The organism is Aliihoeflea sp. 2WW (assembly GCF_000497755.1).
Lineage (GTDB): Bacteria > Pseudomonadota > Alphaproteobacteria > Rhizobiales > Rhizobiaceae > Aliihoeflea.
Genome location: NZ_AYOD01000016.1, coordinates 1 through 25,546, shown reverse-complemented (window position 1 = coordinate 25,546; position 25,546 = coordinate 1). Strand labels below are relative to the sequence as shown.

Below are 25,546 nucleotides of genomic sequence, written 5' to 3'. Positions count from 1 at the left end.
ACGCCGTGACAAGGGTCGGGCGTTGCGCCAGCACCGGCCGCCGAGGAATGAATTTCTCCGGTTCAATCCCGGCCTTCGAAACGGTCGATCTCGCGGCGCTCGCGCTTGGTCGGCCGGCCCGACCCGGGATCGCGCTCGGCGACGGGCGCCGGTGCGGCCGCCTTGGCCTCGGGCGATGGCGAGAGGTCCTCGTAGAGGGTGCGGGCCTCCTCGAACGGGCCGCGGCGCGTGCCGGGAAAAAGGATCTTTAGGACGAGGATGCGCCGGTCGAGCGAGATGGTGAGGACGTCGCCGGGCTTCACGGCCTGCGCCGCCTGGGCGATCTTCTCGCGGTTCAGCCGGACCTTGCCGGACTGGACGAGCTTCGCCGCCAGCGAACGGGACTTCACCACGCGGGCGAAGAACAGCCATTTGTCGATCCGCTGGCGGGCGGTTCCTTCCATCTATTTCTTCAACTGCTCCTTGAGCGCGGCGAGCTTGGCGAAGGGCGAATCCGGATCGAGCTTCGCCGGCTTGGCGTCGCGCGGCGGCTGCGCTTCCCAGCGGCGTTCGCCGGACGGCTTGCCGTCCCTTTGGCCATCGCGCTTGCCGTCCCTTTGGCCGCCGGGCTTTCCGCCGCGCTGCCTCTCGTCGCGGCCGCGCTGCGGGCCGTTGCCGGGACCGCGCTCCGAACGGCCGGGTGCGTCGCCGCGCGGCTTGCCGCGGAAGGCGCGCTTTTCGCCGGGCGCTTCGCCCTCGGCCGGCGCGGCGCCGCGATTGCGGGCGTTGCCGCGCTCGTTGCGATTGCCCTGCTCGCGGCGCGGACGGCCCTCGAAGCGGCCCTGCCGCCAGATGGTGATGGTCTTCGGCGCCTCGGGCTCTTCGCCGGCGGCAGGCTCCTGCACTGCCGTTTCGGTCGCAGGCTCGGCGACAGGGTCTGCCGGGGTTTCGGCTGCGGGCTCGGCAGGCGCTTCGGCCACCGGTTCCGCTGCGACTTCCGCGGCCGGCTCGGCGGCGGGTTCCTCGGTCGGCTGCGCGTCTTCCGGCACGGCATCAGCGCTATCGGCGCTTTCGGCCGGAGCCGCTTCCGGATTCTCGGGAGCCTTCTCGGCCTTGGCGCGCGCCTCGGCGTCGAACGCGTCGAGCTTTGCCTTTACCTCCGCCTCGGGCTTGGTCTCACCGCGATAGCCGAGGCCCTTGAGAATCTCGTCCATGTCCTCGGACGTCGCGCCGAGGATCGACATCATCGCCGGGGTGACGAGGAAGGCGTTGCCGTCGAACGCGCCTTCCGGCCGGGCGCCGCTGCCGGCCTTCCAGCCGAGTGCGGGGCGGATCAGGTCGGCGAGGCGCTCGAGAATGTCGACGCGGACGGCGCGGCGGCCGAGATTGCGGTAGCCGGCGAGGCGGTAGAATTCACGGTCGATCGCCTGGTCGACGACGACCGAGGTGCGGCCCGAGGCGAGCGCGTTGACGACATCGCCGAAGCCGGGCTTGTCCTTGCCGTCATTCTTCAGCGCCCAGAGGAGCGTGACGATGCCGGCCGGACCGGGCTTCAAGAGGGCCGGCACGAAAACGTGGAAGGCACCGAAGCGCACGCCGAGACGGCGCAAGGCCGCGCGGGCTTCCTGATCGAGACCGCGGACGTCTTCGGCCACGTCGCGGCGGTTCAGGAGGCCGAAATTCTCGACGAGCTGGAACGCGATGCCGCGCGCCATGCCGGAAAGTTGCTCGGCGGCCTGGAGATCGAAGAGCGGCTTGAGAGCCGTCTCGATCTGGTAGTTGACGAAGCGCTCGATGCGGGCGGCGACCTTGTCGCGCGCGGGGCCGGTCAACTGTTCGTCGGCGAGCAGGATCGCGCGCGGGCGCAGCGGATCGTCACCGGCCGTCAGCGTGGCGACGGGCGCGCCGATCCAGCGCACGAGGCCATCCGCCGTCAGCGCGAAATCGCCGTTCGCGGATGCGGAAAAGCGCTCGGCGCGCGATTCGAACTCGGTCGCCAGCGCTTTTTGCGCGGCGGTGCGAACGGCCTTGGCGTCCTCGCCTTCCGCCTTCTGGTCGGCGGTGAAGCGGAAGCCCTGGAGCTCGCCCACATGGTGGCCCTCGACGAGGACCTCGCCGGTCGGATTGATTTCAGCTTCAAGCATACTGTTTTCTCTTAAGCGCCGCATCAGCACGGATGTCCTGCGGTCTACGAAGCGTTTCGTCAATCGCTCGTGAAGCGCATCGGACAATCTGTCCTCGATATCGCGTGTTTTTTCCTGCCAGTGGACCGGGTCTGCAAGCCATCCCGGCCGGTTCGAAACGAAAGTCCAGGTGCGGATCTGGGCGATCCGGTGCGACAGCGCGTCGATGTCGCCGACGGTCGAATCCGCCCGGCGCACCTGCTCGGCCATGTAGTCGGCGTCGACATGACCCTTGGTGGCGAGGTCGATGAACATCGAGCCGATGAGCTCGGCGTGCTGTGCCGGCGCGATGCGGCGATAATCCGGCAGGGCGCAGGCATCCCACAACATGGCGACGCGCCTGGGCGTGTTCGCCAGGTCGCGCACGCGCTCGTCGCGCGAGAGGATGTCGAGCGCCTTGGCGTCGACCGCCGGCAGCGCGCGCGTCAGGCCCTCGACGGGGGGAACGGTGTCGATGGAGCGCTTCAGCGCATCGAGCGAGGAGAAGTCGAATTCGGCGCTGCGCCATTGCAGCACCTTCACGCTGTCGAAATTATGCGCCTCGACGCGCTCCACCAGCTCGTCGGCCAGGGGATCGACCTGGCCGGTGACGCCGAACGTGCCGTCGCGCAAATGCCGGCCGGCGCGGCCGGCGATCTGGCCCATCTCGGCCGGGGTCAGCTCGCGATACTGGAAGCCGTCGAACTTGCGGTTCTGGGCGAAGGCGACATGGTCGACATCGAGGTTCAAGCCCATGCCGATCGCGTCGGTGGCGATGAGATAGTCGACGTCGCCGGACTGGTAGAGCTGGACCTGCGCATTGCGGGTGCGCGGCGAGAGCGCACCGAGGACGACGGCGGCACCGCCGCGTTGGCGCCGGATCAGCTCGGCGATGGCGTAGACCTCGTCGGCCGAGAAGGCGACGATCGCCGTGCGGCGCGGCAGGCGGGTCAGCTTCTTCGAGCCGGCATAGGCCAGATGCGACATGCGCGGCCGGGTGACGACCGAGACGCCGCGCAGGAGCTTTTCCAGGATGCCGCGCATGGTGGCGGCGCCGAGCAAAAGCGTTTCCTGACGGCCACGAAGATGGAGGATTCGGTCGGTGAAGATGTGGCCGCGCTCGAGGTCGGCGGCGAGCTGCACCTCGTCGATGGCGACGAAGGCGGCGTCCGTCTCGCGCGGCATCGCCTCGACCGTGCAGACGGAATAGCGCGCGCCGGGCGGGACGATCTTCTCCTCGCCGGTGATAAGCGCGACCTTCTTCTCGCCGACCTTCTCGCACACGCGGGCATAGACCTCGCGCGCGAGCAGGCGCAGCGGCAGGCCGATGACGCCCGTCTCGTGCGCCACCATGCGCTCGATCGCCAGATGGGTCTTGCCGGTATTGGTCGGACCGAGGATCGCGGTCACGTCGCGGCCAGACAGGATCAGGGGCTGCGACGGGCGGGGCTGGATGTTCATCTAATCAATAGGGCCTTTCCGGCCGACTGTCGTCGAGAACGGTTAGCATCGCGGTGGGCGCAAGTGAATGGCCGGGCGGGATGCCGGCCCCACATAGTGTGTCGTGGTGTCATTCGCCAGAGTGCCGGTGTGCGTGCAACCGGAACGAGTCCCGAACGAACCGGGACCGAATCGCTGACTCGGGGGATTCATGGTCTGTTCTAGTTGGGTGGGATTCGGGGTCACGTTTGGGAAGTTTGTCCACCGTGTTTGCACAGGGAGTGCACCGGATGTGAACATTTTTGGCGAAGGGGACCCCCACCCTTTATCCCTCCCCACAAGGGGGAGGGAGTTCGCCGGCGTTGAACCCCACCTTCAAACCGGATGACTGGCTTGCCATAAAATCGCGGCGCTGACGGCCTCCCTCCCCCTTGTGGGGAGGGATACAAGGTGGGGGTCCCCTTCGAGAAAACCCGCCATCCGTCGAGATCAGACGAAGAACTGGCCGCCATTGGCCGAGATGGTGGAGCCGGTGATGAAGCCGGCTTCGTCGGAGGCGAGGAAGACGACGCAGCGGGCGATTTCGGCGGGCTCGCCGAGGCGGCCGACGGGGATCTGCGAAATGATGCTCTCGCGGACCTTTTCCGGCACGGCCATCACCATGTCGGTGCCGATATAGCCGGGGCAGATGGCGTTGACGGTGATGCCGGCCTTGGCGCCTTCCTGGGCGAGCGCCTTGGTGAAGCCGAGATCGCCGGCCTTGGCGGCGGAATAGTTCGCCTGGCCCATCTGGCCCTTCTGGCCGTTGATCGAGGAGATGTTGATGACACGGCCGAACTTGCGCTCGCGCATGCCGGTCCAGACGGGATGCGTCATGTTGAAGAGGCCGGTCAAATTGGTGTTGATCACCTCGTTCCACATGTCGGGCGTCATCTTGTGGAACATGGCATCGCGCGTGATGCCGGCATTGTTGACCAGCACGTCGATCGGGCCGATCGCGGCCTCGACCTTTTCGATGCCGGCCTTGCAGGCATCGTAGCTCGACACGTCCCATTTGAAGACGGGGATGCCGGTCTCCTTCTTGAAGGCCTCGGCCTTTTCGTCATTGCCGGCATAGGTCGCGGCGACCTTGTAGCCGGCATTCTGGAGCGCGACGGAAATGGCCGCGCCGATGCCGCGCGAGCCGCCGGTGACGAGTGCTGTTCGGGTCATATAGGTTCTCCTCCCATTTTGTTGGGGGAGTAGGGGAGTAGGGGAGTAGGGGATTAGGGACATCCAGGCTGCCCCCTACTCCCCTAATGCCCTACTCCCCTACTCCCGTCATTTTCCTCAGTTGATGGCTTCCACGCACATGGCGACGCCCATTCCTCCGCCGATGCAGAGCGTGGCGAGGCCTTTTTGCGCGCCGCGGCGCTTCATCTCGAAGAGCAGCGTGTTGAAGACGCGGGCGCCGGACGCGCCGATTGGGTGGCCGATGGCGATGGCGCCGCCATTGACGTTCACGATCTCCGGGTTCCAGCCCATGTCCTTGTTGACCGCGCAGGCCTGCGCGGCGAAGGCTTCGTTGGCTTCGACGAGATCGAGGTCGGAGACCGACCAGCCGGCCTTCTCGAGCGCCTTGCGCGAGGCGGGGATCGGGCCGGTGCCCATTATCTGCGGATCGACGCCGGCGGTCGCCCAGGAGACGATGCGGGCGAGCGGGGTGATGCCGCGGCGCTTCGCCTCCGCCTCGCTCATCAGGACGACGGCGGCGGCGCCGTCATTGATGCCGGATGCGTTGGCGGCGGTGACCGTGCCTTCCTTGTCGAAGGCGGGCTTCAGCTTCGCCATGGCGTCGAGCGTCGCGCCGTGGCGGATGTATTCGTCCTGATCGACGACGGTGTCGCCCTTGCGGCCCTTGATGGTGACCGGGACGATCTCGTCCTTGAAGCGGCCCTCCTTCTGCGCCGCCTCGGCCTTGTTCTGCGAGGCGACAGCGAACTGGTCCTGCTCGTCGCGCGAGAGCTGCCACTGGCGGGCGACGTTCTCGGCCGTGTTGCCCATGTGGTAGCCGTGGAAGGCGTCCCACAGACCGTCCTTGATCATGGTATCGATCATCTTGAAGTCGCCCATCTTCTGGCCGGAGCGCAGATAGGCTGCATGGGGCGCCATCGACATGGATTCCTGGCCGCCGGCGACGATGATCTTCGCGTCGCCGGTCGCGATCTGCTGCATGCCGAGCGCGACGGCGCGCAGGCCCGAGCCGCACAACTGGTTCATGCTCCAGGCGGTCGCTTCCTGCGGGATGCCGGCGGCCATCGCGGCCTGGCGTGCGGGGTTCTGGCCCTGGGCAGCCTGCAGGATCTGGCCCATGATCACCTCGTCGACATCCTTCGGGTCGACGCCCGCACGCTCGAGCGCGCCCTTGATGGCGATTGCGCCGAGCTCATGGGCGGGAACGGTGGCGAAGGCGCCGTTGAAAGAGCCGACGGGCGTGCGCGCGGCGCTGGCGACGACGATCGAATTCATCTCAGACATGTCGGGTTACTCCGGAACGATGAGGGAGCGCCAAAATGCGCTTTGACGCATTTCTTGCCGTTTCGGCGCGCCCAAGTCAAACCGGGGATGGGTTTACGTGCGCTGCACAAAGCGCTTTCAATTGCCCGCCTTTTGCGCATATCCTCAAAGCTTGCCGAGCGGAAACAGTCGGTTAAATCACTGGGAGCCAGCTACATGCCCGCAAAGAACGATCCGGTGGCCATCAAGAAATACGCCAACCGCCGTCTCTACAATACGGGCACGAGCACTTACGTGACGCTCGAAGATCTTGCCGAAATGGTCAAGCGCGGCGAGGAGTTCACCGTTCAGGACGCCAAGTCCGGCGACGACATCACGCATTCGGTGCTGACGCAGATCATCTTCGAACTGGAAAACCGCGACGGGCAGAACATGCTGCCGATCCCGTTTTTGCGCCAGTTGATCGCGTTCTACGGCGACCAGATGCAGATGGTGGTGCCGAGTTTCCTCGAGCAGTCGATGGTGGCTTTTGCCAAGGAACAGGAGCGCTTTCGCCAGCAGATGAAGGATGCGGTGGGCAAATCGCCGATCGGCATGATGCCGATGGCAGCCGCCCCGTTGAAGGCGATGGAAGAGCAGGCGCGGCGCAATGCCGAGATGTTCCAGAATGCGATGCGGATGTTCACGCCGTTTCCGATGGCGGGCGCGGGCGGCGAGGCAGCGAAGGGCGAAGCCGAGCCCGACGCGCCGAAGGGCGATGATCTTTCCGAACTGAAGGAACAGATTGCGGCGATGCAGCGCAAGCTGGATCAGATGGGGCGGTAGGTTCGGGGGCTGCCGCATCGCATAGCCGTGCTTGCGGGCATTGGAGCCGGCGCGGAGGAAGCTGATTTTCCTGAATTGACCCCCACCCTTTATCCCTCCCCACAAGGGGGAGGGAGTTCGCCAGCGTTGTTCTTTTCCCGTCAATGCAAGTGCCAAGCGGAAGGTGAACCGCGACGAGGATGCCTCCCTCCCCCTTGTGGGGAGGGATCGAGGGTGGGGGTCGCCTTCACATAAAACCGGCGTCGACTATCCCGCGCCGAAACCTACCAGCCCATCGCGCAGCCGTCCTTGCGGGGGTCGGAGCCGGCGATGAGGAAGCCGGATTTTTCGTCGATGATAATCGCCTGGCCGCCGCCATGCGGGGCCGGGGCGTTCTGGATATTGTGGCCGCGGCGTTCGAGGTCGGCGCGGATGTCGGGGCCGATGCCGGTTTCGGCGTTGAGGATCGTGCCGGTGTCGTCCCAGAAGATGCGGGGGTGGTCTATCGCTTCCTGCGGGTCCATGCCGTGGTCGGCGATGTTGGAGAGGACATGGGCGTGGCCCATGGGCTGGTAGTCGCCGCCCATGACGCCGAAGGAGATCGCGGCCTTGCCGCCCCGGGTCGCCATCGCCGGGATGATGGTGTGCATCGGCCGCTTGCCGGGGCCGATCTCGTTCGGATGGCCGGCGGCGAGCGTGAAGCCGGCGCCGCGGTTCTGCAGCGTGATGCCAGATTTCGGCGTGACGACCTTGGAGCCGAAGCCGTGATAGGTCGAGTTGATGAAGGAGACTGCGCGGCGGTCGCGGTCGACGACCGTCAGGTAGACGGTGTCGGAGGACGGCATTTCAGGCGGGGCAACGTTGTCGTTGCGTCGCGCGATGTCGATGCGGGCGGCGAGGGCGTCGATGTACGCGTCGGACAGAAGCTGCTCGGGCGTCACGGTCATCGTTTTCGGGTCGGCGACGAGGTGGTCGCGGACCGAATAGGCGAGGCGAGCGGCTTCGATTTCCATGTGGACGCGGTCGGCCGAATCCGGCGCGAGGCGGCCGGTGTCAAGCTTTGCCATCAGGCGCAGGAGGATCAAAGCGGTGATGCCCTGGCCGTTGGGCGGGATTTCGTGGACGTCGTAATCGCCGTATCGCGTGGCGATCGTGTCGACCCAGTCGGCCGAGACGGCAGCGAGGTCTTCTTCGGTCAGGAGGCCACCGAGTGACTTGACGGTCGCGGCGATTTCCGCGCCGATCTCACCCTGATAGAAGGCCTTCGATCCGCTCTTCGCAATCGCGCGGAAGGAGGCGGCGAGGGCGGGGGCGGAGTGGCGCGAGCCGACCGGCGGGGCCTTGCCGTCGACGAGATAATGCTTCGCGCCGCCGGCATCCTTTGCCAGAAGGTCGACGGCCTTCGGCCAGTCGAGCGCGACACGGCCGTGGACGGCATATCCTTCCTCGCCATAGCGGATGGCGTCGGCGAAGAGTTCGTCGAAGCCCTTGGTGCCGAAGCGGTTCGACAGTTTCTCCCACGCGTCGATGGCGCCGGGCACGGTGATCGGCAGCGCGCCGTGCTCGGGCATGGCGTTCAGGCCCTTGGCGCGGAACCATTCGGGATCGGCCGCCATCGGCGCGCGGCCGGAGCCGTTGAGGCCGTGGATCTTGCCGTCTGGCTCGGCCAGGATGACGAAGCAATCGCCGCCGATGCCGGTCATGTGCGGCTCGACCACGCAGAGCGTCGCGCAGGCGGCGATCGCCGCGTCGGCGGCGTTGCCACCTGAGCGCAGCACGGAGAGCGCGGTCATGGTGGCGAGCGGGTGCGAGGTCGCGGCCATGCCGTTGTCGGCATAAACGGCAGAACGGCCGGGCAGGTCGAAATTGCGCATGTTTCTGTCTCTCCCAATTCGGCCTGACGGTCCCGCGGCCGGTTGGCGATAGTTCGCATGTTCAGTTCGGCAAGATCAATGCCGAGCGCTCCGCCGGACGGCGGTTTTCCATGTTTTGACCTTGCGTCGGTCGGCGTTTGCGCTGCAACATGCGGCCCCATGCCTGCCGGAGTGCCTGCCTTGAAGATCAAGAAAATACTCGTCGCCAACCGATCCGAAATCGCGATCCGCGTCTTTCGCGCCGCCAACGAGCTCGGCATCAAGACCGTCGCCATCTGGGCGGAAGAGGACAAGTATTCGCTGCATCGCTTCAAGGCGGACGAGAGCTACCAGGTCGGGCGCGGGGCGCATCTTACCAAAGATCTGGGCCCGATCGAAAGCTATCTGTCGATCGACGAGGTGATCCGGGTGGCGAAGCTGTCGGGGGCGGATGCGATCCATCCGGGCTACGGTTTGCTCTCGGAAAGCCCGGAATTCGCTGAGGCCTGTGCGGAAGCGGGGATCACTTTCATCGGACCGACGCCGGAGACGATGCGACGGCTCGGCAACAAGGTCGCCGCGCGCAACCTCGCCATCGAGGTGGGCGTGCCGGTGGTGCCGGCGACGGAGCCGCTGCCGGACGACATGGAAGCGGTGAAGACGATGGCTGCCGGCATCGGCTACCCGGTGATGCTGAAGGCCTCGTGGGGCGGGGGCGGGCGCGGCATGCGCGCGATCCGCGCCGAGGAAGACCTTGCCCGCGAGGTGACCGAGGCCAAGCGCGAGGCGAAGGCCGCTTTCGGCAAGGACGAGGTCTATCTGGAAAAGCTGGTCGAACGGGCACGGCATGTGGAAGTGCAGGTTCTGGGTGACACCCATGGCCATGCTGTCCACCTTTTCGAGCGCGACTGCTCGATTCAGCGGCGCAACCAGAAAGTCGTGGAGCGCGCGCCTGCGCCCTATCTCGACGATGCGCGGCGGGCCGAGCTTTGCGGCCATGCGCTGAAGATCGCCGAGGCGACGGACTATGTCGGGGCGGGCACGGTCGAATTCCTGATGGATGCCGACACCGGGAAATTCTACTTCATCGAGGTCAATCCGCGCATCCAGGTCGAGCATACGGTGACCGAGGAGGTGACCGGGATCGACATCGTCAAGGCGCAGATCCGCATCCTCGAAGGTGCGGCGATCGGCTCGGCGGAATCGGGCGTGCCGGCGCAGGCGGACATCAAGCTGAACGGGCATGCGCTGCAATGCCGGATCACCACCGAGGACCCGGAACAGAACTTCATTCCCGATTATGGCCGGATCACCGCCTATCGCGGCGCGACGGGCTTCGGCATCCGGCTCGATGGCGGCACGGCCTATTCGGGCGCGGTGATCACGCGGTTCTACGATCCGCTCCTGGAGAAGGTGACGGCGTGGTCGCCTTCGGCTGACGAGACGATCCTGAGGATGGACCGGGCGCTGCGCGAGTTTCGCATTCGCGGCGTGGCGACGAATTTGACCTTCCTCGAGGCGATCATCGGCCACCCGAGTTTCCGCGACAATTCCTATACGACCAAGTTCATCGACACGACGCCGGAGCTCTTCACCGCCGTGAAGCGGCAGGATAGAGCGACGAAGCTCCTGAACTATCTCGCCGACGTTTCTGTCAACGGTCACCCCGAGGCGCGCGGGCGGCCGCAGCCGAAGGCGGATCCGCTGAAGCCGAAGGTGCCGTTCGTCGGCGGCGACGTGCCGGAGGGGACCAAGCAGCGGCTCGACGCGGACGGGCCGGAGGCTTTCGCGAAGTGGATGCGGGCGGAAAGCCGGGTGCTGGTGACCGACACGACGATGCGCGACGGGCATCAGTCGCTGCTCGCCACGCGCATGCGCACGCACGACATCGCGGCGATCGCCGGCACCTATGCACGGGCGCTCCCCGAACTGCTCTCGCTCGAATGCTGGGGCGGGGCGACGTTCGACGTGGCGATGCGGTTCCTGACCGAGGACCCGTGGGAGCGGCTCGCCAAGGTGCGCGAGGCGGCGCCGAACATCCTGTTGCAGATGCTTTTGCGCGGGGCGAACGGGGTCGGCTACACCAACTATCCCGACAATGTGGTTCGCTATTTCGTCAAGCAAGCCGCGGCCGGCGGCATCGACCTCTTCCGCGTCTTCGACTGCCTCAACTGGGTGGAGAACATGCGCGTCTCGATGGACGCGGTGCGCGAGGAAGGGCGGCTCTGCGAGGCGGCGATCTGCTACACCGGCGACATCAACGATCCGGCCCGGGCGAAATACGATCTGAAATACTATGTCGGCCTCGCGCGCGAACTGGAGGCGGCCGGCGCGCACATCATCGCCATCAAGGACATGGCGGGGCTTTTGAAGCCGGCGGCGGCGAAGGTTCTGTTCAAGACGCTGCGTGAGGAGACCGACCTGCCGCTTCATTTCCACACGCACGACACATCCGGCATCGCGGCGGCGACCGTGCTGGCGGCGGTGGAAGGCGGGGTGGATGCGGTCGACGCGGCGATGGACGCGTTTTCAGGCAACACCTCGCAGCCCTGTCTCGGCTCGATCGTCGAGGCCTTGAAGGGCGATGCGCGCGATCCGGGGCTCGACGCCGAATGGATCAGGAAGATTTCGTTCTACTGGGAGGCGGTGCGCAGCCAGTATGCCGCATTCGAGAGTGATCTGAAGGGGCCGGCCTCGGAGGTGTATCTGCATGAGATGCCGGGCGGACAGTTCACAAACCTCAAGGAGCAGGCGCGCTCGCTGGGGCTGGAAAGCCGCTGGCACGAGGTGGCGCAGGCCTATCACGACGCCAATCTGATGTTCGGCGACATCGTCAAGGTGACGCCGTCGTCGAAGGTGGTCGGCGACATGGCGCTGATGATGGTCAGCCAGGATCTGACGGTGGCCGATGTCGAGAACCCGAAGAAGGACATTTCGTTTCCGGATTCAGTCGTCTCGATGCTGAGGGGCGATCTCGGGCAACCGCCGGAAGGGTGGCCGCAGGGGCTGCAGAAGAAGGCGCTGAAGGGTGAAAAGCCGATCACCGTGCGCCCCGGTTCGCTGCTGGCGCCGGCCGATCTCGACGCGGATCGGGCCGGAATCGAGGAGAAGCTGGAGCGGGAGCTTTCCGACTTCGAATTCGCGTCCTGGCTGATGTATCCGAAGGTGTTTTCGGACTTCGCCGCTGCGCAGGGCGAGTACGGTCCCGTCTCCACGCTGCCGACGCCGATCTATTTCTACGGCATGGAACAGGAGGACGAGATCTTCGTCGAGATCGAGCGTGGGAAGGCGCTGGTGATCCGGTGTCTTGCCATCGGCGAGAGCGACGAGAAGGGCATGGTGACGGTGTTCTTCGAGCTCAACGGCCAGCCGCGCCGCGTCAAGGTTCCGGACCGCACGCATGGGGCGGGCGGGGCGAAGGCGCGGGCCAAGGCGGAAGCGGGCAATGCGGCTCATGTCGGCGCGCCGATGCCGGGTGTCGTCTCGACGCTTGCCGTTGCGGCCGGACAGACTGTTTCGGCCGGCGACGTGCTGCTCTCCATCGAGGCGATGAAGATGGAGACGGCGCTTCATGCCGAGCGCGACGGGGAGATTTCGGAAGTGCTGGTGCGCGCGGGCGATCAGATCGACGCCAAGGATCTGCTCGTCGTCTATGCCGGCTGACATGCAAAAGGCCCGGTCGAAGCCGGGCCTTTGATCATTTGCGGGCGATGCGGATCAGCGGGTGATGAAGGACTGGAAGATGTAGCCCTTCTGGCCGTTGTAGCTGACTTCGCACCAGCGGCAGTCGGTCTCGGCCTCGATCGTGGCATTGGCCGGCACGACGGCCAGCACGGCGGCGCCGTCTTCGGGCGCGGCGCGCATGTTGACGTACTGGTTGGCCTTGGCGGGGCTGAGGTCGGACGAAGCGACGGCGGGCTCGGCCTCGGTCCGTTCGTCCTCGCTGACGAGCGCCGCATCAAAGGCGCTGCGTTCGGATGCGGACGAAATCGGGCGCTCGGGGGCGAAGCCGGCGGCGGTGGTCGGAATGCCGGACGTGACGAGCCCGCCGGTATTGCCCATCGCAGTTGCGATTTCAGCGGCAGCGACGGTTTCATCGACCGCCTGCTTGAGCGCGGTCAGCTTGTCCTCGTCGATGGCGAGCGCGGTGGGGTTCCAGCGCGGGTCGTTGGCATCGAGGCCCGGCGCTTCAGCCTCGGCGGGCGCGCGCGCGGCGGTGTTTGTGACCGGCGTCTCGGACGAAGTGGCAGCGGATACGCCGGATACGGCCTCGGTTTCGACCGCTTCGGGCGGACGATTCGCCGCAGAGGCCGGCTGAACGACTGCCGCAGTCTCGACGGCGTCGGTTTCGACCGCGTCGGCAACGGCGACTGTTGGGCCGGGCTGTGATTCGGTGATGCCGCGCATGATCGGCCCGGCAGCGAGCGCTGCGACGAGGGCAAGGCCGGTCAGACCGATCGCGGCCGGCACGGACGCCTTGCGCAGAAAGCCGCGCGATTTCAGAAGCTGCGTAGCGTTTTCCTGTTGTCCCTCGCCATTCCAGTCGATGCGTCGACGCGGATTGTCATTAGACATGCGGTCACCTTGGCTATCCGGGCTTGCACTGCGCGGCAGCTCCCGGATGGACCGGGCGGCGGCGCGGGCGCGAAGCAAAGTTCATGAATCCCTCTTCGCGTGACCATAGCATCGATTGTGGCGGTGATGAGCCCGGGTTAAGCACGAGTTAAGCATCTCGGTGCTGTGGCCGACTTGTCACGCCACAGAACTATTTGTACAAGCTAACTTCAATCGATTTAAATTCATCATTTAGCTCGAATAGCGTATTGCAGGGAGTAACGAAACGTGAATCCGGCTTTTCCTGCGATCCGATGGGCAGTCGCACTCGCCTTTTTCGCCAATGGCGTGATCATCGGCGCCTGGGCGCCGCAGATTCCGGCGCTGATGGAGCGGCTCGACCTCACGGAAAGTCGGCTCGGCCTGCTGATCCTGATTTTCGGCCTCGGCGCGCTTGTGGCGATGCCATGGTGCGGGGGGCTGATCGCACGTCATGGTTCGCGCCGCCCGCTGGCCGGTTTCGCCGTTCTGGTGCCGCTGGCGCTGCCGGCCGTCGTGCTTGCGCCGGGCTTTGCCAGCGCGGGGCTCGCCATGTTCTGTTTCGGTGCCGTCATCGGCGGCATGGACGTCGCGATGAACGCGAATGCGGTGGCCGTCGAACGCAGGCTCGACCGGGCGATCATGTCCTCCTCGCACGGCTTCTGGAGCCTCGGCGGCTTTGCGGGCGCGGCGGCGGGCGGCGCGTTGTTGCAGTCATACGGCGCATTCGTGCAGGCGATCACCGTCGCGGCCGTGGCGGCGGCGGTCATCGCGGCGATGCTGGTCTGGTCGCTGCGCGATCTGCCGGCACGGAGCGCCGAGAGGCCGTCGACGCGCTGGCCGCTGACACCACTTCCCTATCTGCTCGGCCTCGCCGCCCTGTTCGGGATGATCCCCGAGGGCGCGGTGCTCGACTGGGCGGCGCTGTACCTGCAACGCGAACTCGGCTCCAGCGTCGCCGCGGCGAGCCTGGCCTTTGCCGGCTTTTCCGGCGCGATGGCTCTAATGCGCTTTTCGGGCGATGCGATCCGCAATCGGTTCGGTGCGGTCGCGACGATGCGTGTCTCGTGCCTCGTGGCGGGGTTCGGCCTGATCGGCGCGGGTCTCTCGCCCGACGCGTCGCTGGCCATCGCATTCTTCGCATTGGCCGGGCTTGGCATCGCAAATGTCGTACCGATCGCCTTTTCGGCAGCGGGCAACCAGCCGGGGCTGGCGCCCGGCGTCGGCATGAGCGTTGCGACGACGATGGGCTATTCGGGCATTCTCGTCGCGCCGTCGGCGATCGGCTTCATCGGCGAGCGGACCGGTTTCGCGCCGATCTTCGTCGCGCTGGCGCTGGTGCTGTTCGCGCTCGCCGCGCTTTCGCGCGTCGTGGCGACGGCCGACCGTCAGAAGGTCATCGCGTAGGTCTTGAGGCTTTCGTGCAGATGGTCGGCCACGCGGCGGATGCGCGGCGAGGTCCGCACGTCGCGGTGCATGGCGAGCCACATCGGCAGGACCGGCAGCGTCATGCCGTCGAGGATGATCTCGACGTCTTCGGTCCGGCGTACGAGTCCGCGCTGGGCAAAGCCGATGCCGAGGCCGGCCTTTGCCAGTTCCCAGAAAACGATCTGGTTGTCGGTTCGCACGCCGAAGGCGTGGCGGTCGATCTCGACGCCGAAGCCGCGAAAGCCGGCGATGAGGTCGAGGCCGCGATCATAGCCGACGAGGTCGTGGTCGATGAGGTCGTCCGGGGTTGCGGGCCGACCACGCCGGTCAAGGTACTCCGTGGAGGCGCAGGCGCAGAGCGGCAGGTCCGCGATCTTGCGCGCGACGAGGTCGAGCTGCGACGGCTCGACCATGCGGATCGCGATGTCGGCGTCGCGGCGCAGGAGATTCTCGACCGTGTTGGAAGCGACGATCTCGATCTCGATGGCGGGTTCGGCGCGGCGAAGCGGCTCAAGGATGTCGGGCAGCACATAGGCGGCGACGATTTCGCTGGCGCTGACGCGCACCGTGCCGGCGAGCGCCTCCCCGCTGCCGGTCGCAAGGCGCGCAAAGCCATCGGCGGCTGCGTTCATTTCGGATGCGCGCGCGAAGAGGCGCGCGCCCTCCTCACTCAGCGCATAGCCGCGCCGGCCGCGCTGGAACAGGGTGATCCCGAGCTCCGCTTCGAGCGCCTGGATGTGGCGACCAAGGGAAGGCTGCGACATGCCGAGGAGGCGCGCAGCGGCGGAGAGGCTCCCCGTTTCAGCGACGGCGTGGAACGAGCGGATGAGCGACCAGTCGGGCATGTTCGATATTCAATTCTGAATAACAATACACCGAAATTGGCGAATGTCCATTCCTATACGGAAAGAGGATGATCCGTCCATCGAAACCTCGACGATGGAGACGGAACATGAAAACGGTCGTCATTCTGGGTGCCGGCGGACGGGTCGGAAACGAGATCGCCAAGGCATTCGTCGCCGCCGGCTGGCGGGTCAGGGGCGTTGCGCGCGGCGCGAAGGCGCAGGGCCTTGCCGCCGGCGTGGAGCCGTTGGCCGTGGACGCTACCGATCGGGCAGCGCTGGTGGCGGCTTGCGCCGGGGCGGACATCATCGTCCATGCGCTGAACCCGCTCTATACCGAGTGGGAGGAAAAGGTGATGCCGCTGGCGCAGAATGTGCTGGAGGCGGCGCGCGTGAATGGCGCGACGATCATGCTGCCCGGTAACGTCTACAATTTCGGTCTCGAGATCGGGATGGACATGCGGGAAAGCGATCCGCAGATCGGCTCGACTGCGAAGGCGCGCATCCGCATCGAGATGGAGACGATGCTGGCGGAAGCCGCACGGCTGGACGGCGTGCGGACGATCGTCATTCGGGCCGGCGATTTCTACGGCGGCGAGAAGCCGGGGACGTGGCTCGACGAACTGGTGCTCGCCAAGCTCGACAAGGGCATCTTCACCTGGCCGGGTCCGATGGACCTGGCGCATTCCTTCGCCTACCTGCCGGATTTGGCGCAGGCTTTCGTGGCGGTCGCGGAGCGGCGCGCGGAGCTGGCGCCGTTCGAGGTGCTGCATTTCGCAGGGCATACGGTGACGGGGCAGGAGATGAAGGGTGCGACCGAGCACGCTGTCGGTCGGCCGCTGTCACGCCGTGGGGTGCCGTGGACGCTTTTGCGCGCCGCCGGCCTGTTCATGCCGATGATGCGGGAATTGGCGGCGATGTCCTATCTGTGGCGTGTGCCGCATTCGCTCGACGGGGCCAAACTTGCCGCGCTCGTCCCGGACTTGGAAGCAACGTCGCTGGACGGTGCGATCGAGCGTGTCGTTCGCGACCTGACGCGCAAGAAGGCAGCTTGAAAAAAGTAACGCCCGGCAGCGTGGGTACGCTGCCGGGCGAAGGCGTGCTCCGTCTCGCGGAGGGCGAAGTCTTTGCGCGGAAAGCGCTAGATTCGGCCCATCAACACGAGGATCAGCACTACTACCAGGACGACCCCGAGAATGCCCGACGGGCCATAGCCCCAGCCGCGCGAATGCGGCCAGGCCGGAATGGCGCCGAGCAGGATCAGGATCAGAATGATGACGAGGATTGTTCCGACAGACATGGCTAGTTCCCCAACTCTCCTTGAACAGGACGATCCTGTTCCTTGCCGATAAATGCGCGAAGCGGCCTGCGAGTTCCGCAAGGCCGCTTCACCAGTTGCTAATCTGCCTATTCGGCCGGCGCGGGGAGCGCGTCGGGGGCCTCTTGCGCCGTATCCTTCGGCTTGCGGCGCAGGAGCCACTGCCAGAAAGTCCGCCGCGTTTCGCCGGGCTTCAGGTGCTCGCGCGTGAACACCATCAGGGCGGCCGGCGTGACGACGAGGGTCAGCACGGTGGCGAAGGACAGGCCGTAGACGATCGCCGAGGAGAGCGAGATCCACCACTGCGTCGACGGCGCGTTGATCGTCGTCTCGTGGTGGAAGAGTTCGAGCCCGAGGCCGAAGGCGATCGGCGCGACGCCGAAGATCGCCGACAGGGCGGTGAGCACGACCGGACGGGCACGCTCGCGGCAGGTCTGCAGGATCGCGTCGACCTTCGACATGCCCTCGTGACGCAGAAGATCGTAGGTATCGATGAGGACGATATTATTGTTCACCACCACGCCGGCGAGCGCGATGATGCCGATGCCCGACATGACGACGCCGAAGGTTTGGCCCGTCAGCAGCAGGCCGAGGAAGACGCCGATGGTGGACATCACCACGGTCATCAGCACCAGGAAGACGCTGGTGAACTTGTTGAACTGGGCGAGAAGAACGACGAAGATCAGGAAGATCGCCGCGCCGAACGCCTTGGTCAGGAAGGCGCCGGCCTCGGCGCTTTCCTCGCTCGAACCGGCGAGACGCCAGCGGTTCTGGCCCATGTCCATCTCGGAAAGCGCCTGCGCCACCTCGGCCTGGACCTCGGCGACCTGATAGCCGGTGGCGATGTTGGCCTGGACGACGATGGTCCGCTCCGCATCGATGCGGTTCAGGATACCGGTGCGGGGCTGCGGCTCGCGGGTGACGAAGTTGGAAATCGGCACCGCGCCCTCAGGCGTCTGGACGCGGAGCTGGTCGAGGCTCGACAGGGTTCGGCGGTCGTCGGGCAGGCGCAGGCGGATGTCGACCGCATCGTCGACGCCGGCGGGGCGGTAGTCGGTGAGCTTCAGCCCGGTGGTGACGAGCTGGACGACGGTTCCGACCTGGCTCGGCGAGACGCCGTAGCGCGCGGCCTTGGCGCGGTCGACCTTGAGCGCCCAGTCGACGCCGGGCGGCGGCAGGCCGTCCGAAATCTCGATGACGCCGGGAATCTGCCCGATGCGGGCGGCGACGGCGGCGGCCTGTTCGTTGAGGCCCGAGGGATCGGCGGCCGAGAGGCGGACCTGGATCGGCTGGCCGGTCGGCGGGCCGGCCTCGGGCACGCGCACCTGCACCTCGACGCCGGGAATGCCCGACATCTCGGCGCGCAGATCGTTGAGGATCTCGCTCGCGGCCTTGCGCTCGCGCCAGTCGTGGAATTCGTACTGGATGACGCCGACGACGTCTTCGTCGATGTCCTGCCCGCCGCCGCGCATCTGGCCGACGCGGGTGTAGACGGAGGAGACGCCGGGCCAGCCGAGAAGCCGTTCCTCGGCCTGGCGGGTGGCGGCGTCCATCTCGGCGAGCGAGAGATTGCCGCGCGCGTGGACGTACATCAGGCCGTATTCGGGCTCGACATTGGGGAAGAATTCGACGCCCGCGCCGTACTGCGTGTAGCTGTACTGGACGCCGACCAAGAGCCCGACGGTGAGGACGAGCACCGTCTTCGGGAAGGCGACGGCCTTCTTGACGATGGCCATGTAGAGCCCGTCGGGCTTGCCTTCGGGATGGGGTTCGGCCTTGGCGAACATGGCGCCGAGCGTCGGCGTGAAAACGAGCGCGAAGAGCATCGAGGCCGACAGGGTGACTATCAGCGTCAGCGGCAGGTATTTCATGAACTCGCCGACGATGCCCGGCCAGAACAGGAGCGGCGAGAAGGCCGCGATGCGGGTCATGGTCGCGGCGATGACCGGGCCGGCCATGCGGTTGGCCGCAAGCTCAAATGCGGCGCGCTTGTCCATGCCTTCCGACATGCGCCGTTCGGCGAATTCGGTGACGATGATCGCGTCGTCGACGAGCATGCCGACGGCAAGGATCAGGCTGAACAGCACGATCATGTTGACCGTGTAGCCCATCAGCGACAGCGCCAGAATGCCCATCAGGAACGAGGCGGGGATGGCGAGGCCGATCAGCAGCGAGGCGCGGCCTGACAGCGCGTAGAGGATGACGATGAAGACCAGGATGACCGCGATCAGGACGTGGTTCTGCAGGTCGCTCAGGAGCTGACGGACCATGTCCGACTTGTCCTGGCTGTAGGAGATGTCGACGGCAATGTGGAGCGCCTGCTGGAACGTGCTGGCGACGACTTTCACCTGGTCGACCGTGTCGATGAGGTTCGCGCCGGAGCGCTTCTTGACTTCGATCGCAATGGCGGGGCGGCCGTCGAGACGGGTGATCGTCTCGGCTTCCTTGAAGGTGGAGCGGATGGTGGCGAGGTCCTGCGCGCGCACGACGGCATTGGGGCCGGCGACGATCGGCAGGTTGGCGACGTCCTCGACGGTCTCGATCAGCGAGGGGACCTTGACCGGGTATCGGCCCTCGGCGCCCTGAAGCGCGCCGGCGGCGACGAGGCTGTTGCCGGCATTGACGCCCTGGATCATCTGGTCGAGCTGGAGGCCGTAGGAGGAGAGCTTGACCGGGTCGATGACGACGTCGACCTGCTCGTCGCGGGTGCCCTGCAATGCGCCTTCGAGAACGCCGGGGACTTCCTCGATGCGGTCGCGCAGTTCGCGCGCGGTCTGGGCGAGCACGCGTTCGGGCAGGTCGCCGGACAGCGTGACGACGAGGACCGGGAATTCGGAGACGTTGACCTCGTTGACGGTCGGCTCGTCGACGCCCTGCGGCAGTTCGCGCCGCGCGTCGGACACCTTGGCGCGGACGTCCTCGAGCGCGTTGGAGAAATCGTAGCCGGGCTGGAACTCGACCAGCACGAAGCCGCCGCCCTCATAGGCCGAGGAGCGCATTTCCTTGACGCCGGACAGGCCCTTCATCTGCATCTCGACGGGGCGCAGCAAAAGCCGCTCCGAATCCTCCGGCGAGATGCCCTGATAGGCGAGGCTCACATAGATGATCGGGATCGCGATGTCGGGCTCGGCCTCCTTCGGGATCGACTGGTAGGACAAGGCCCCCGCCACGACCAGGAAGAGCAGGATCGAGATCGTCAGGCGGGCATTGTCGATGGCGATGCGGACGATGTTCATGTCCGTGAATCCTAGTCGGTGCCGACCCGGGCGACTTCGCCCGTCAGGCTGCGGATCGTTTCCTCGTCGGCCTCGACGGCATTGACCGTGTCGCCCTCGGCGACGAGGTCCTGGCCGGAGACGATGACGCGTGCGTCGGCCGGAATGCCCGCAAGCATCAGGCCTTCGGGCGTGTCGTCGACGAGGTCGATGGGCACGAAGATGACCTTGTTCGCGGGATCGACGGCGCGGATGCCGAGATCGCCGGCGACGCTCAGCGTGACGACCGAGCGCGGCAGGCGGACCGATTCGACCGCCTGGGCGCGCAGCGTCATTTCCGTCGTCATGCCGGCGGGGATGTCGTTGTTCTCGTTGTCGATCGCGACTTCGACCTGGAAGGTGCGGGTCTGGCTCGACGCATCGCGCGAGATGTAGCGGATTTCACCTTCCACGACGTCGCCATTGACGAGGCGGACGTCGGCGCGGTCGCCGCGCGTGACGTAGCCAAGGTCGCGTTCGCCGACCTCGCCGGTGGCGATGATCGGATCGAGCGCGAGGATCGTCGCGATCTCGGTGCCCTGCATGACCGAGCCGCCGATCTCGACATTGACGCGGTCGATGAGGCCGGAAAAGGGCGCGCGGACCTCGTTGCGGGTGAGCTCGGCCTGCGCGGCCTCGAGCTCGGAGCGGGCAGCGGAAAGGGCGGAACGCGCATTGTCGGCCTGGAGCCGCGGCAGGGAGCCGGACTGGACGAGCCGTTCGGCGGCCTGCGCTTCGGCCTCGCGCTGCGACAGCAACTGGCGCGCGGTCTCGACGGCCGCTTCCTTGCCCTCGGCGTCGAGCCGCAGGATGAGGTCGCCGGCCTTGACGGTCTGGCCCTTGGAGATCGGCAGTTCGGCGATGATGCCGGCCGAGCGGGCGGCGAGCACCGAGCGTTTGTCGGCCTCGGTGAGGCCCGACATGCGGATGGCGCGCGAGTGCTCGACGCGCGGCGGGCGCACGACGGCGACCGTGTGGCGCTTTTCCTCGACCTTCGGAGCATCGGTCCGTTGTGCGTCGGCCTCTTCCTGTGCCGAACCGACGGACGAGAACTCGCCCGTCGCGACCCAGGCAGCCGTGGCGACAAACACGGCCACGGCCGCGAACTTGTGAAACTTGAACTTCGACATTGTCGGTTAATCCGGTTTCGGGACCCGCCAGCGCATCGCGCTTCAGATGGTATCGGGCGATCCCGTCTTCAAACGGTTTGAAACCACGCGGGCTTCTACATCATCGCGCTATGCGCAAACAGTCACATTTCTTCATCAACCCATCACTCCTGCCAATTGCTGGCGCAATCATTCGTCGCCTTCTGCCGGACAGGGCGCACCGAGCGCCGTCCAGCGTTCGAGCGCCGCAAAGGTCTCCTCGGCGGAGCCCGGCGCGGGCTCGCGACCGGGTCCGGGGTCCCATCCCCAGGCGACCAGCGCATCGTCGCGGACGTGGATCGCGACTTCCTCCAGGTCCATGCCGCCGGTGCGGGCGGGGTCCTTGATCTGGGCGCAAATCTCGGCCGAGCTCTTTTCGAGCCAGACCATCTCGGCCGGCGCCAGGTGCCAGTTGGGCGCGCCGGGCGGGCCGTGCAGGATCTGCGCATTCGTTTCCTGATGGCAAGTCTGGCAGGTGAGGCCGGTATTGCCGAAGCCGTCCGGCCCGCGCCGGACGTTGAAGGGGTGGATGCGCGTCGGCCCGTAATGCGCGCCGGACCAGCGCGGATGGTCGTCCTCGGTGTGGCAGTTGGCGCAGCGCGGATGGGAGAAGACCTCGAAAATCTTCTGCCATTCGGCAAGGCCGGCCTGCGGAGAGGCCGCTTCCTGCGCGAGGACGGGCGCCGGCAGGGCCAGCAGAGCGAGCGCGACGACAAATCTCATGCGAAGGCGACCTCGCGCGACAGGGGCAACTGGCGAACGCGCTTGCCCGTCAGCGCGAAGACGGCATTGGCAAGGGCGGCGACCGAGGTCGGCGTCGACAATTCGCCGACGCCGCCCATCTTCTCGGCGCTTTCGAGGATCGCGATCTCGAATTGCGGACACTGGTGCATGCGCATGGCGTCATAGTCGTGAAAATTCGACTGCTCGACGCGGCCTTCGCGAAGGGTGATTTCCTGGTTCATGGCCGAGGAGAAGCCGAAAACCGCGCCGGAGACGAGCTGCGCCTCGATGATCGACGGGTCGAGCGCGATGCCGACATCGGTGGCCATCCAGGTCTTTTCGATGCGGATGCCGGCCGGCGTGTCCGCGATCTCGACGATCTGGGCGATCCACGAGCCGAAGGCGAGCGCGAAGGCGAAGCCGCGCGCGCGGCCTTCAGCCGGTGGTTCGCTCCAGTTCGCCATTTCCGCGACGCGGTCGACGACGCCGAGCGCGGCGGGATAATCGGCGACCAGCCGGCGGCGCAGTTCGACAGGGTCCATGCCGCCCGCGACCGCGATCTCGTCGAGAAAGCCTTCGTGGAAATAGGTATTGAACGACATGCCGACCGAGCGCCAGAAACCGACCGGCACGCCGAGATCGGCCTTGATGCCGCGCACGCGATAGTTTTCGATCGAATAGGGCTGGTCGTGCGCGCCTTGCGTGATCGTCGCATCGGGGCCAACCGGCGAGATCGACGGGAAGGTGCGGCGCATGACGCTGCCGAGGATGGAGGGCGCGGCGATGGTCATGTCGAGCGCGACCGGCAGACCGGTCTCATCGAGCCGCGCGCGGAAACGGCCCTTGGCGGCGGGGCGGAAGACGTCGCGGGCGATGTCCTCCTCGCGTGTCCACGTCACCTTGACCGGTCGCCCGCCGGCCGCATCGGCCAGTAATGCCGCATAGATCGAGAAATCGACCTCGCGCCGGCCGAAGCCGCCGCCCATCTGCGTTGTATGGACGGTGACGTCCGCCGTCTCCATGCCGAGCGCGGAGGCGCAAAGCTGCGCGGTGAGCGTCGGCACCTGGTTAGGTGCCCAGACCGTGAGCTTGCCGTCGGCGAGCTTCGCGGTCGCGTTCATCGGCTCCATGCAGGCATGGGCAAGAAGCGGGACGGCATAGTCGGCCTCGATGAGGCGCTCGCGCGGGGCGTCGGCGAAGAGGGTTTCGACGTCGCCTTCGTCGCGCATGGACGAGCCGGAGGCCGGGTCGGCCAGCGCTTGCGTCAGACGCGCGTCGATTGCGGCATTGTCGGCCGGGTAGTCCGGCGTGCCCCAGTCGGCCTCGATCAGGCCGGCGGCGCGGAAGGCGGCCCAGGTGTTTGTGGCGAGGATGCCGAAGCCGTGGCCGTAGGTCGAGAATATGGGCACGATGCGGATGACGCCCGGAACGGTTTCCGCTTTCGAGAGGTTGACGGCAGTCGGCTCCTGCCAGAAGACCGGGCTCATCTTCACCGTGCCGAAGAGCATGTCCGGCGCGGTGACGTCGACGCCGAAGACCGGGGCGCCGGTCGCCTTGGCGAGCATGTCGACGCGCGGCTGCGACTGGCCGAGAAGCTTCCACTCGGCGCGGTCGCGCAGCGGGATGTCTGAGGGCGGCTCGATCGCGGCGGCATCGAGCGCCAGCGCGCCATAGGTCAGGCGCTGGCCGGAGGCTTCGTGGATCACTTCGCCATCGGCGGTGGTGAGTTCGGCGGCCGGAACGTCGAGCCGGCGGGCGGCGGCCTCTGTCAGCATGATGCGGGCGGCGGCGCCGGCCTGGCGCATGCGGATAAAGCCGTCGCGGGTGGAGGACGACCCGCCCGTCGCCTGCAGGCCGAGCACCTTGGCGACGGTGCCGAAGCTGCGGCGCGTGACCTCGGCCATCAGGCTCTCGTCGAAGAAGGGGAAGGGGCCGGCTTCCTCCATCATCGCCGCATTGTAATAGGCCGGCGAGGCGGGGCCGTGCTCGACCGTCACCTGGTCGAGCCGCACGTCCAGTTCCTCGGCGACGAAGGCGGCGAGCGTGGTGGCGATGCCCTGGCCCATCTCGGCGCGGGGCGCGATGATCGTGATCGTCTCGTCGGTGCCGATCTTGACGAAGGGATTGAAGGCGACCTCGTCCTCACCGAGCCCGTCGAGCAGCGGATTGGCATAGGGGCGGCGGACATACCAGGTGCCGAAGGCGACGCCGCCCGCGACCGCGACCGCGCCGACGAGGAAGGTGCGCCGTGTGATGGTTCCGAGCCGCGACATGGCGTCAGGCTCCCGCCGGCGCGCCGGCAGCGCGCTTCACCGCCGCGCGGATGCGCGGATAGGTGCCGCAGCGGCACAGATTGCCGCCGAAGGCGTTGTCGATATCCTCGTCCGTGGGGGCCGGATTGGCCTCCAGCAATGCAACGGCGGTCATGATCTGGCCGGCCTGGCAGTAGCCGCATTGCGAGACCTGCTCGTCGATCCACGCCTGCTGGACCGGGTGGAGCGCCTCGGGCGTGCCGATGCCTTCGATGGTTATGATGTCGCCGGTCGCCTGGCTGACGGGCATGACGCAGGAGCGGACCGGCGCGCCGTCGACCAGCACCGTGCAGGCGCCGCAGGCGGCGATGCCGCAGCCGAATTTCGGGCCGAGAATGCCGGCGAGATCGCGCAGCGCCCACAGGAGCGGCATCTCCGGCTCGGCGTCGATCTGGATCGCTTTTCCGTTGACGGTCAGCCGCATCGCGTCAGCCTTCTCACCCCTCGGCGCCATCTTGCGCCAAGGACATATTGACAAATTCTGTTATTTTGTCAAACAGGACGGAATGACACAGGCTCTTTCCGACATGCTGTTCGCCAATTGCGAGGATGAGCGCCGCGCGCGTATCCTCGACGGGGCGATGGGCTGCTTCCTCGCCTATGGCTACCAGCGCACCACGATGGACGACATCGCCAAGGCGGCGGAGATCTCGCGTCCGGCGCTCTACCTCCAGTTCCGCAACAAGACCGACATCTACCGGGCGCTGGCGACGGCCTTCATGCAGTATTGCGTCTCGAATGCCGAGGCGGTGTTCGCCGGGCCGGGCGATCTGCCGGACAAGCTCGGCAGCGCCTTGACCTGCGTGATGGATCTCGTCGGCGAGGTCGAAGCATCGCCGCACGGGGCGGAAATCCTCGACATGAAGACGAGCCTTGCCGCCGAAGTGGTGGCGACCGGGCGCGGGCGGATGATCGAGCTCGTCGAGACGGCGATTACGGAAAGCGGGCCGACGCCGCTGCCGCCAAGGCTTTATGCCGACATGCTGCTCGACGCGATCGACGGCATGAAACTGCGCATGCCGCCGGTGGACGAGCAGTTGCGGCTCAGGGACGGCTATGTCGGGGTGCTTCTGGCGGCGATGCGCGCCGGGTGATGAAGCCCGCGATTCATTGAAGTGTTTGCGTCGGTCGGGTTGGCTGCGGTTTTTGTGAATTGACCCCCACCCTTTATCCCTCCCCACAAGGGGGAGGGAG

General features: G+C 66.5%; 18 protein-coding genes. 5 read left to right on the top strand and 13 right to left on the bottom strand.

Annotation, left to right across the window (positions count from 1 at the left end; genetic code table 11):
- Positions 1-62 precede the first annotated feature (62 nt).
- The 4 genes from ALII_RS0110445 to ALII_RS0110430 all read right to left on the bottom strand — a co-directional run bounded on the left by ALII_RS0110445 (position 63) and on the right by ALII_RS0110430 (position 6,098).
- A complete protein-coding gene (locus tag ALII_RS0110445; protein ID WP_024587268.1) occupies positions 63-443 on the bottom strand; it encodes an RNA-binding S4 domain-containing protein in 381 nt (126 codons plus the stop codon).
- Positions 444-3,602 (bottom strand): helicase-related protein, encoded by a 3,159-nt coding sequence (locus ALII_RS0110440; RefSeq protein ID WP_024587267.1) that lies wholly within the window; start codon positions 3,600-3,602, stop codon positions 444-446.
- Positions 3,603-4,070: 468 nt separating this feature from the next.
- Complete coding sequence (locus ALII_RS0110435; RefSeq protein WP_024587266.1) at positions 4,071-4,793, bottom strand: beta-ketoacyl-ACP reductase; 723 nt, start codon at positions 4,791-4,793, stop codon at positions 4,071-4,073.
- 117 nt (positions 4,794-4,910) lie between these two features.
- A complete protein-coding gene (locus ALII_RS0110430; RefSeq protein WP_024587265.1) occupies positions 4,911-6,098 on the bottom strand; it encodes an acetyl-CoA C-acetyltransferase in 1,188 nt (395 codons plus the stop codon).
- Between the two features lie 195 nt (positions 6,099-6,293).
- Between ALII_RS0110430 and phaR the strand changes: the two genes are divergently transcribed.
- Positions 6,294-6,902 (top strand): polyhydroxyalkanoate synthesis repressor PhaR, encoded by a 609-nt coding sequence (gene phaR, locus ALII_RS0110425; protein WP_024587264.1) that lies wholly within the window; start codon positions 6,294-6,296, stop codon positions 6,900-6,902.
- 263 nt (positions 6,903-7,165) lie between these two features.
- On the opposite strand, the gene ALII_RS0110420 is transcribed toward phaR, so the two are convergent.
- The gene (locus ALII_RS0110420) at positions 7,166-8,755 is read right to left on the bottom strand and encodes a gamma-glutamyltransferase family protein (RefSeq protein ID WP_024587263.1); all 1,590 of its coding nucleotides are present in this window, start codon (positions 8,753-8,755) and stop codon (positions 7,166-7,168) included.
- 180 nt (positions 8,756-8,935) lie between these two features.
- On the opposite strand from ALII_RS0110420, the gene pyc reads away from it, so the two are divergent.
- Positions 8,936-12,397, top strand: a complete 3,462-nt coding sequence (gene pyc / locus ALII_RS0110415) for a pyruvate carboxylase (protein WP_024587262.1) — start codon at positions 8,936-8,938, stop codon at positions 12,395-12,397.
- Positions 12,398-12,451: 54 nt separating this feature from the next.
- On the opposite strand, the gene ALII_RS21175 is transcribed toward pyc, so the two are convergent.
- Positions 12,452-13,309: an SH3 domain-containing protein gene (locus ALII_RS21175; RefSeq protein WP_024587261.1), complete on the bottom strand. Its 858-nt coding sequence runs from the start codon at positions 13,307-13,309 to the stop codon at positions 12,452-12,454.
- A gap of 267 nt (positions 13,310-13,576) precedes the next feature.
- Between ALII_RS21175 and ALII_RS0110405 the strand changes: the two genes are divergently transcribed.
- The gene (locus ALII_RS0110405; RefSeq protein WP_024587260.1) at positions 13,577-14,734 is read left to right on the top strand and encodes an MFS transporter; all 1,158 of its coding nucleotides are present in this window, start codon (positions 13,577-13,579) and stop codon (positions 14,732-14,734) included.
- Here ALII_RS0110405 and ALII_RS0110400 read toward each other — a convergent pair.
- Positions 14,716-15,609, bottom strand: coding sequence for a LysR family transcriptional regulator (locus tag ALII_RS0110400; RefSeq protein ID WP_024587259.1), 894 nt, complete (start codon positions 15,607-15,609; stop codon positions 14,716-14,718). The two genes, ALII_RS0110405 and ALII_RS0110400, sit on opposite strands and share 19 nt — an antisense overlap.
- 98 nt (positions 15,610-15,707) lie before the next feature.
- Here ALII_RS0110400 and ALII_RS0110395 point away from each other — a divergent pair, with 98 nt between their 5' ends.
- Positions 15,708-16,652 (top strand): NAD-dependent epimerase/dehydratase family protein, encoded by a 945-nt coding sequence (locus ALII_RS0110395; protein ID WP_024587258.1) that lies wholly within the window; start codon positions 15,708-15,710, stop codon positions 16,650-16,652.
- An 86-nt stretch (positions 16,653-16,738) separates the two neighbouring features.
- Here the strand turns inward: ALII_RS0110395 and ALII_RS21940 are convergent, their stop codons facing one another.
- The 6 genes from ALII_RS21940 to ALII_RS0110365 all read right to left on the bottom strand — a co-directional run bounded on the left by ALII_RS21940 (position 16,739) and on the right by ALII_RS0110365 (position 24,776).
- Complete coding sequence (locus ALII_RS21940) at positions 16,739-16,897, bottom strand: DUF3309 family protein (protein WP_035449682.1); 159 nt, start codon at positions 16,895-16,897, stop codon at positions 16,739-16,741.
- A gap of 107 nt (positions 16,898-17,004) precedes the next feature.
- Positions 17,005-20,151 (bottom strand): efflux RND transporter permease subunit, encoded by a 3,147-nt coding sequence (locus tag ALII_RS0110385; protein ID WP_024587257.1) that lies wholly within the window; start codon positions 20,149-20,151, stop codon positions 17,005-17,007.
- Between the two features lie 11 nt (positions 20,152-20,162).
- A complete protein-coding gene (locus ALII_RS0110380; RefSeq protein WP_024587256.1) occupies positions 20,163-21,299 on the bottom strand; it encodes an efflux RND transporter periplasmic adaptor subunit in 1,137 nt (378 codons plus the stop codon).
- A 168-nt stretch (positions 21,300-21,467) separates the two neighbouring features.
- A complete protein-coding gene (locus ALII_RS0110375) occupies positions 21,468-22,040 on the bottom strand; it encodes a hypothetical protein (RefSeq protein ID WP_024587255.1) in 573 nt (190 codons plus the stop codon).
- Complete coding sequence (locus tag ALII_RS0110370; RefSeq protein WP_024587254.1) at positions 22,037-24,313, bottom strand: molybdopterin cofactor-binding domain-containing protein; 2,277 nt, start codon at positions 24,311-24,313, stop codon at positions 22,037-22,039. The genes ALII_RS0110375 and ALII_RS0110370 overlap by 4 nt, the downstream gene beginning before the upstream one ends.
- Before the next feature lie 4 nt (positions 24,314-24,317).
- Complete coding sequence (locus ALII_RS0110365) at positions 24,318-24,776, bottom strand: (2Fe-2S)-binding protein (RefSeq protein WP_024587253.1); 459 nt, start codon at positions 24,774-24,776, stop codon at positions 24,318-24,320.
- Between the two features lie 82 nt (positions 24,777-24,858).
- On the opposite strand from ALII_RS0110365, the gene ALII_RS0110360 reads away from it, so the two are divergent.
- Positions 24,859-25,446 carry a TetR/AcrR family transcriptional regulator gene (locus ALII_RS0110360; RefSeq protein ID WP_024587252.1) on the top strand — a complete coding sequence of 196 codons (588 nt, stop codon included), beginning with the start codon at positions 24,859-24,861 and terminating at the stop codon, positions 25,444-25,446.
- Positions 25,447-25,546 lie beyond the last annotated feature (100 nt).